This is a genomic window from Sphaerospermopsis kisseleviana CS-549 (assembly GCF_028329225.1).
Lineage (GTDB): Bacteria > Cyanobacteriota > Cyanobacteriia > Cyanobacteriales > Nostocaceae > Sphaerospermopsis > Sphaerospermopsis kisseleviana.
In genome coordinates this window covers 1-6,229 of record NZ_JAQMTI010000237.1, presented here as the reverse complement: position 1 = coordinate 6,229, position 6,229 = coordinate 1, and the positions used below count along the sequence as shown (strand labels likewise).

Annotated in this window: 7 protein-coding genes; 3 read left to right on the top strand and 4 right to left on the bottom strand. The window is 38.5% G+C overall.

Translation table 11 applies throughout. The features are described from left to right. The coding region (locus tag PN497_RS18245) for a calcium-binding protein (RefSeq protein ID WP_409349335.1) at window positions 1-933 on the bottom strand (933 nt) is incomplete at its 3' end. 296 nt (window positions 934-1,229) lie between these two features. Between PN497_RS18245 and PN497_RS18240 the strand changes: the two genes are divergently transcribed. Both PN497_RS18240 and PN497_RS18235 read left to right on the top strand, forming a co-directional pair. Continuing rightward, window positions 1,230-1,418 (top strand): type II toxin-antitoxin system HicA family toxin, encoded by a 189-nt coding sequence (locus tag PN497_RS18240; protein ID WP_334310670.1) that lies wholly within the window; start codon window positions 1,230-1,232, stop codon window positions 1,416-1,418. Continuing rightward, window positions 1,405-1,728: a type II toxin-antitoxin system HicB family antitoxin gene (locus PN497_RS18235; protein ID WP_199301855.1), complete on the top strand. Its 324-nt coding sequence runs from the start codon at window positions 1,405-1,407 to the stop codon at window positions 1,726-1,728. Before PN497_RS18240 ends, PN497_RS18235 begins: the two co-directional genes overlap by 14 nt. 320 nt (window positions 1,729-2,048) lie before the next feature. Here the strand turns inward: PN497_RS18235 and PN497_RS18230 are convergent, their stop codons facing one another. The 3 genes from PN497_RS18230 to PN497_RS18220 form a co-directional block, all read right to left on the bottom strand. Continuing rightward, the gene (locus PN497_RS18230) at window positions 2,049-2,489 is read right to left on the bottom strand and encodes a hypothetical protein (RefSeq protein ID WP_096572444.1); all 441 of its coding nucleotides are present in this window, start codon (window positions 2,487-2,489) and stop codon (window positions 2,049-2,051) included. A 312-nt stretch (window positions 2,490-2,801) separates the two neighbouring features. Then, a complete protein-coding gene (locus PN497_RS18225; protein ID WP_096572443.1) occupies window positions 2,802-3,227 on the bottom strand; it encodes an ATP-binding protein in 426 nt (141 codons plus the stop codon). A 3-nt stretch (window positions 3,228-3,230) separates the two neighbouring features. Continuing rightward, entirely contained in the window at window positions 3,231-4,904 is a 1,674-nt protein-coding gene (locus tag PN497_RS18220; RefSeq protein ID WP_096572442.1) for a SpoIIE family protein phosphatase, read from the bottom strand. A 299-nt stretch (window positions 4,905-5,203) separates the two neighbouring features. On the opposite strand from PN497_RS18220, the gene PN497_RS18215 reads away from it, so the two are divergent. Further along, complete coding sequence (locus PN497_RS18215; protein ID WP_096572441.1) at window positions 5,204-5,968, top strand: WecB/TagA/CpsF family glycosyltransferase; 765 nt, start codon at window positions 5,204-5,206, stop codon at window positions 5,966-5,968. Window positions 5,969-6,229: the final 261 nt, after the last annotated feature.

Sequence of the window (6,229 nt, the reverse complement as noted above, 5' to 3'; positions counted from 1 at the left end):
TGCAATCGTGGTATTAAAATTAAAATCAGTGGCTTGCAGTTGAGTTTTGCTAATACCATTAATTTTGAGGCGATAATAACCAGCCGCATAATAGTTAGAATAACGGGTGGTTATTAAGGCATTAGCGTCAATATCATCACTAGTCAGAGCTAAGATAGTGTTATAGTCACTAATACCAATAGTTCTGACATCAATTTGGTCTTCTCCCTTGATAAAATCACTAACTATATCTTGGTCTTGGGCATAATCAGAATATGAGAAATATTCTAAAACAAATTGATCTTTACCTGAGCCTCCTGTTAGGCTATCAGAACCTGATCCTCCGAATAATTGATCATTTCCACCTAACCCAGAAAGTGTATCATTACCTCCTAATCCTTGAATGACATCATCACCCGATGTTCCCGTAATATTGTCATTACCTGACGTTCCTGGAAAATTCTGCTGCTCTACTAAAACACTTTCCCCATTCACCTCAATAATTGCTGTATCATCCTCACCCTTCAAAACCTCTAAGGTTGCAGCATCCAAACTATTACCCAGTACCAACTCCGCAAAAATCGCCCCTTCATCTCCAGCACTATCTGAGGTATTAATTTGAGCATCCACAAAATGCCCAATTTCCTCTAATAAAACTCTACTAATATCTGCTGATGTAGCATTAGCAACAAAGGTATTTGATAAATAAATCTTATTCGTGCTACTTGCATAAGCGCCGTTAGCAGTTCCCAGAATGCTACTATCAAGAATCTCAATTTGCGGAAGTTGACTAAAATCACCTGCTTGCCACTGTAAACGCAGAATTTCCGCAAAACTACGGTTGTATTGCGTACCAAAAGCCGTTTCTAAAACCTGCCAGAAAATATTTAAACTAGAAAAGACGCTCAGTTGGTTGTATGTCAGCGTTAGGGCATCGTTGAGTAAAGTAATCATGAAATAGAGCCTGTATAAGTTTTACACATTTTAACAAAGTGTAATTTTTCTAAGCTAGTAGTATATTTTCTGAAAATAGTTATATTTTTTATACTTATCTCAGAGTATGGGCTGAAAATAGCTGTTAACCTTTCCCACTGCTCACGCAAACTAAAATTCTTGTCAATATGTACACATATTAATTGATAATAGTATCATAGAGTGATACTATATAAATGGAACTAAACAACAAACACCAAAAAACACTCCAAGACATTTTTGAGAACCCAGTCAGAGCAAACATACCTTGAACTGATGTGGAAAGTTTGTTTTTAGCACTGGGAGCAGAAATCACAGAGGGTTCTGGTTCAAGAGTAAGAATTGCTCTCAATGGGGTAAGGTCAGTTTTCCATAGGCCACATCCTGAAAAAGAAACAGACAAAGGTGCTGTTAAATCTATACGACGTTTTCTCTTAGAAGCAGGGTTCAATAATGATGAAATATAAAGGTTATGAAGCAGTAGTAGAATTTGATGATCAAGCGGCAATTTTTCACGGTGAAGTTATTAATATTAGAGATGTAATTACATTTCAAGGCAGTAGTGTAGAGGAATTAAAAAAAGCATTTCAAGATTCAGTAGATGATTATTTAGCATTTTGCAAACAACGCGGTGAAGAACCAGATAAGCCATTTTCAGGTAAATTTGTAGTGAGAATTAATCCTCAATTGCACAAAACAATTGCAATAAAAGCTAGACAGGAAGGTAAAAGCCTTAACTCTTGGATAGAACAGCGATTATCTGAATCTATTGCCTAATTTCCTCTAGAATATAACTGGGGTTTTCACCAAAAATTCCTTTTTTTGAGGCTGAGGAGATCAAAGAGTTTGGGAGCATTTAAGAGGTTGTTTCAAAAGTGTTTTATTGTCATCAATGACACTGATTGATCCCCCCAACCCCCCTTAAAAAGCAGGGCTAAATTCTTTAAAGTCCCCCTTTTCAAGGGGGATTTAGGGGGATATGAAAATATTTGATACATCATGAGAGACTTTTAAAAAATCCTCTAACATCAAAATCCTCGATTTCTTGATAATTCGAGGATGTGTGCCTTTTTTGGTTTAATATATATGTAAGTGCATTAACTCTTACTAAAACTTGGTTGTGCTAAAGAACGCAACAACAATCTTCTACCTAACTCAATATCTGATGGCGCACATTGCCAGTCTGGATGTGCTGTCATTAACAAACTTTCTAAAGTTTCTTGGTCAAAAAGATGACAAACAGGAGCATTATTGACTTCTGCTTCTACAGCATAGCAATTAGTAGCAATACAGCGAATTAAACAACGGCTAGAAATTCTGGCTAGATTCAAGATTTCGCCTGGTTGTAAAGAACGAAACTTGCGAATCACCTGCTTAAACTCTTCAATCGAAGAAACTATTAACCCTGGCAGAGCTAATGTTACCTTTTTCTCTCCATTCACCGCAATCCAGTAGTGACGACTAGGATCAATACCTTCTAACCAACGAGATTCATCATCAAGACGATAGCGGGGTGATAGGCAAAATAAAGGTTTCATAAGCAAGGTGATGAATTTAGTATCAACTTCAGGCTCTTTGATTACCCAAACCGGGTTCCTAATTTTGCAAAGCAGCCTTGTATCTTAAATTATTTGATAAATATCACTAATAAATCAAATAAATTTAGCAAAAGTTATTAATTTTCTTCATATTTCTTAATAACTTACCAAAGTTGTCAGCCAAAAGCTGATCATTCGATTTTGGATTTACGTTAGCGAAGCGGACGCAGCGCAGCGAGTATTTTCTCGTCCTGAAGGACAGGGGAGCGTACCAAATTTGTTAATCTAAAATCTAAAATCTAAAATTTCCGGTCAGTTAACCTGTTTGGGTATAGTAGTTTCCAGCTTGAGACAATTAGCACCATTAACCTGCAAACGATACTCTACTTTATCCATGAGACGATTCATAATTAACCACCCATAACCACCTTCTTGTTTTTGACTAGGATGGGGAGGAAAGTAGGTAGATATATCAAAACCTTGACCATAGTCCCAAATTTCGAGCGCCAACTTGCAATCATTGAGTTCCAAACGCAGTAAAATTGGCGAGCCAGGCTGATCTTTGTGAGCATGACGTACAGCATTAGTGTATGCTTCAACCAATGCTAAACGCAGACGACCTGATTGTTCTGACCAATCTACAGAGTCTCCCAGATGGATTTTCAAGCATCCTAGCAACCAAGTTTCGACAATATTGACAAAAATCAAGTCACTTGGCACATGAAGCTCACTTTTCATTAGTTACAAAACCTCCAGGGAAAGTAGAGTTTGGTCATCTTCTTGCACAGGATTATTTGTTTGAATACGAGTGAGTAAATTTTCAAGAGATAAAGGTTGAAACTGCTCTTGTATAAGTTGCCAAATACCTTCTTGCTTGAGCATAGAAAAGTTATTAGGTGTAGTGCTACTATCAGTTTTTATAGAACCTTTTGAATTTATTGATACTTTAGCTTCTGTAATTCCATCACTAGCTAATAGTAGGGTATCTCCAGGAGAGAGAATTAAGCGCCCTGACTGTGCTTGCCATTGGGGTAAAATACCCAGGGGAACGCTACGGACTTTGAGGTAATGGGGTTGAGTAGCTAAAGTTACTGGTTTCGACCACAAGAGAGGATAAATGTGACCGGCATTAGCATAGACAAGTTCCTGGGTAGTTCTGTTATAAGATGCAATAACAAGAGTAATAAAATAATTGTTACTGATTAAGTCATCAGCTAGAGCATAGTTGAGATTTTGCATCACAATATGCGGCTCCGCTGGCGATTCGTGAGATAATTCCCGACGCAACAGAGAAATAGCACTGGCCATAAATAAAGCCGCTGGTACACCTTTACCGGAAACATCACCCACAGCCAGCCACAAATCACCTTGAGGATGGACAAAAACTTCAAAAAAATCTCCTCCTACTTCCCGTGCTGGGTGACAGCAAGCTTGTATTTTTACACCATCAATTTTTGGTAAGGTTTGACGGAGCAGATTGTTTTGAATTTGGCGGGCTAATTGCAGTTCAACCCGGATTTGCTGTTGTTTTTCTTGCAGACTTTGGTAGAGTTTAGCTTGGGAGAGGGCTAAAGCTGCTTGTTCTGCCACACCTGTAATTAGTTGGATATCTTCATCTTGCCAAGGTTGTTGACTTCCCCATTGATAAAAAGTCATTACAGCTAGTAAGTGCTGCTGGTAGCTAAAAGGTACAACTAGGTAGTGATAAGGATTTTGATCATAAGTATCTTGAGCTAATTGATATTTTTGGGTGTGGAGAACTTCTGTAATTAAAGGGATAGAGTCTAGAGGTGGGGTGATTTCTAAGGAGTGAGGAGCATGATAGGAAAACTGGTTTTGTGTCAGGCGATCGCCCTCTACTATTCTCAATACACAACTGGTAGCAGCAAATGTTTGTCCAATAGTTACCACAATCTTTTGTAAGCTGCTGTCATAGTCCAAAGATTCTCGAATTGCTGTGGTTACAGCATTAAATAAAGATTCTCTTTTCAGAGCATGGCGGAGTTCTCTTGTACGCTTTTTAACTAAAGTATAAGTATCCCGTCCCTGCTCAACTAATGTCTTGAGTTGTTCAGGTTTCCAAGGTTTAGTGATGTACTTGAACACCTGACCAGAGTTAATTGCATCCACCAAATCTTCAACATCCGTAAAACCAGTCAGTAAAATACGAATTGTGTCGGGAAAACGTTCCACTGTCCGACTGAAAAATTCAGTCCCGTTGATATCTGGCATTCTTTGGTCAGAAATAATTATAGCCATCTCCCCCACCTGATCTAAAATTGCCAAAGCATCATGGGCATTAATGGCTTTATATACTTTAAAGTCTCGCCAAAAAGTGCGGTAGAGCAAGTCCAGATTGTCTGGCTCATCATCTACCACCATGAGTTTAAGCTTTTTTACCTCTTTCTCAGTCATATCTGACCATATTTTTAGATACTTTTATTTATGGCAGGTAACTCTTCACAATGAACAGGAAAAAACTATTGATTTTTAGTAATTAGCTGTACATGATATCACTTATTAGCAGTTAATAGCCCACGATTCCATAACGCAAAGCCTACTACTCTTCATACCATCCTTGTCTGGTAAACCGATGATTTTTAAGCCAAAGAAGAATGGTGCAAAAAGTAAGCTGATATTTACAATCCGTCTGGGAAAAAATTTGATAAACTAAGCTTCTAAATAATTTAGTGTAAATCTCATAAGAATCTACTATGTATAAATTAGATACAAAATTTTCAGTATTAGGTTTACCAGTTCATGTGATGACAAACTATCCCAACTGGTTGCTAGAATGCCTCCAAGAAGGTAGGGGAACTCATGTAGTCACGCTTAATGCAGAAATGACTATGCAAGCAGAGCGTAATCGCTCCCTAGCAGAAGTAATTCAAAATGCTGATCTGGTGATTCCAGATGGAGCAGGGGTAGTCTTGTATTTGCAGTATTTATTCAGGCAAAAAGTAAAACGTTGTCCAGGAATTGAATTAGCAGAAAAATTGTTACAAGAAATCGCTCAACAAAAAACAGACACCAAAATATTTTTCTATGGAGGAGCTACGGGAGTAGCTGCAAATGCCGCAAAGTTCTGGCAGGAGCAAATTCCAGATTTGAATATAGTAGGGACTCACTCTGGGTATCATTCCCCAGAAGAAGAACAAATACTACAGCAGACTTTAACTCAATTGCAACCACAAGTAATATTTGTGGGTTTAGGTGTACCACGTCAAGAGTTATGGATCGCTAAAAACCGCCATTTCTGTCCTCAAGCAATTTGGATCGGGGTTGGTGGTAGTTTTGATATCTGGTCTGGGAGAAAAACTCGCGCTCCCCGTTGGTTGGCAAATAACAATTTAGAATGGTTGTATCGTTTGTCTCAAGAGCCTTGGCGTTGGCGACGAATGCTGGCTTTGCCTGAGTTTGTACTCAAAGCCTTTGTTTATCGGTTGACTGCCAAGAGTATCCACAGTGCTGGGTTTTGAATGGGTAATTGGTGATAAGGTGGGAGAATAACTTTCTACCTGTTCCCAATTCCTCATTCCCCATTCCCCATTCCCTGAGAACTAACTAGGGGTTGCTGAATAAACCCAAAATACTCGTAAATCAAAGGTTAGAGGCTGATAAACAGGAAAAAAGTGCAAGGGTTTTGAAGGGTATACCGGAAAAAGTGTGCATTTTTTGGGATTTCAAGAGATGGCAAAGAAATTTTCAAATCTCCTCCTGACTCCTGACTCCTGACTCCT